Source organism: Haloarcula salina (genome assembly GCF_010119195.1).
Lineage (GTDB): Archaea > Halobacteriota > Halobacteria > Halobacteriales > Haloarculaceae > Haloarcula > Haloarcula salina.
The window spans coordinates 1-1774 of the sequence record NZ_WRXL01000014.1 but is presented as its reverse complement, the minus strand read 5'-3'; the positions used below and the strand labels follow the sequence as shown (position 1 = coordinate 1774).

1 protein-coding gene is annotated in these 1774 nt (G+C 69.8%); it reads left to right on the top strand.

Features of this window, described 5'->3' with window-relative positions:
• Window positions 1-1774 (top strand): pyruvate kinase (gene pyk / locus GM656_RS18930; protein WP_162415273.1); only part of this gene is annotated, 1774 nt, incomplete at both ends.

Genomic DNA, 1774 nt, shown 5'->3' with positions numbered 1-1774 from the left:
GCGAAGATCGTCTGCACGCTCGGGCCCGCGTCGGACTCGATCGACGACATCGCGTCGCTGGCCAAAGCGGGGATGTCCGTGGCGCGACTCAACGCCAGCCACGGCTCGCCCGAGCACCGCCGCGAGATGATCGACCGCATCCGCGAGGTCGACGCGGCCGTCGACGAACCGGTCGCGGCGATGCTCGACATGCCCGGCCCCGAGGTCCGCACGGCAGACATCGACGAACCGATCCGCCTCGAAGAGGGGGCGACGGTTCGCTACGTCGTCGGCGACGACGCAACGCCGGAAGAGGTCGGGCTCTCCCAGTCGATCGAGGCCGTCGAACCCGGCGACCGCGTGTTGCTCGACGACGGCCGCATCGAGACCACCGTCGAGCGCGTCGACGGCCAGACGGTCTACGCGACCGTCGAGAACGGCGGCGAACTCGCCGCACGAAAGGGGGTAAACGTCCCCGGCGTGGAACTCGATCTGCCGACCATCACGGCGAAGGACCGCAAAGAGATCGAGGTCGCCGCCGAGAAGGAACCGGACTTCGTGGCCGCTTCCTTCGTCCGCTCGGGCGAGGACATCTACGAGATCAACCAGGCGCTCGAAGAGCACGGCGTCGACATCCCCATCATCGCCAAGATCGAGCGCGCGGGGGCCGTCGAGAACCTCGACTCCATCATCGACGAGGCCTACGGCGTGATGGTCGCCCGCGGCGACCTCGGCGTCGAGTGTCCGCTCGAAGACGTGCCCATCATTCAGAAGCGCATCATCCGCCGGTGTCACGAGGCGGGCGTCCCCGTCATCACGGCGACCGAGATGCTCGACTCGATGGTCCACTCCCGGCGGCCGACCCGCGCGGAGGCCTCGGACGTGGCCAACGCCGTCCTCGACGGGACGGACGCGGTCATGCTCTCGGGCGAGACGGCCATCGGCGACCACCCGCCCCGCGTGGTCGAGACGATGGACCGCATCATCCGCGACGTGGAGTCGAGCGAGGAGTACGCCGAGTCCCGTGAACAGCGCGTCCCCAACGCGGGCGACACGCGCACGGACGCGCTCGCCCGCTCGGGACGCTTCCTCGCCCGAGACATCGGCGCGTCGGCGGTCGTCGCCGCGTCCGAGTCCGGTTACACCGCGCTCAAATCGGCGAAGTACCGCCCGTCGATTCCCATTGTCGCGTCGACGCCGAGCGAGCGGGTCCGTCGGCGGCTCGCGCTCTCCTGGGGCATCACGCCGGTGACGACGAGCTACACCACCGAAGGGGCCGACGCGATCATCCAGACGGCGGTGCAGGCGGCGCTCGACACCGAGGCCGCCGACAGCGGCGACACGGTGGTCGTCCTGTCGGGGATGATGACGGAACTGGAGGGGATGAACACGGCGAACATGCTGAAAGTCCACGTGGCCGCGGAGACTATCGCCAGCGGGCGCTCGATCGTCGACGGGCTGGTGACGGGACCGATCCACCGGCTGTCGGCGAGCGCCGACCGGGAGGCTGGCGACCTCTCGACGGTTCCCGATGGGGCGATCGTGGTCGTGCCGGACGGGTTCGACGGCGAGTTCGTGGGTGACGCGAGCCGCATCGGCGGGATCATCGACGCCCACGAGGGCGTGACGAGCTACGCGGCCATCGTGGCCCGGGAGCTGTCGATCCCGATGATATCGAACGCGGCGCTGCCCGACGGGACGTCCACCGGATCGACCGTGACGCTGGACGCCGAACGGGGCGTCGTCTACGAGGAGGCCGTCGGCCGCGAGGACATCTCGGCCGCCGATCGGGAGC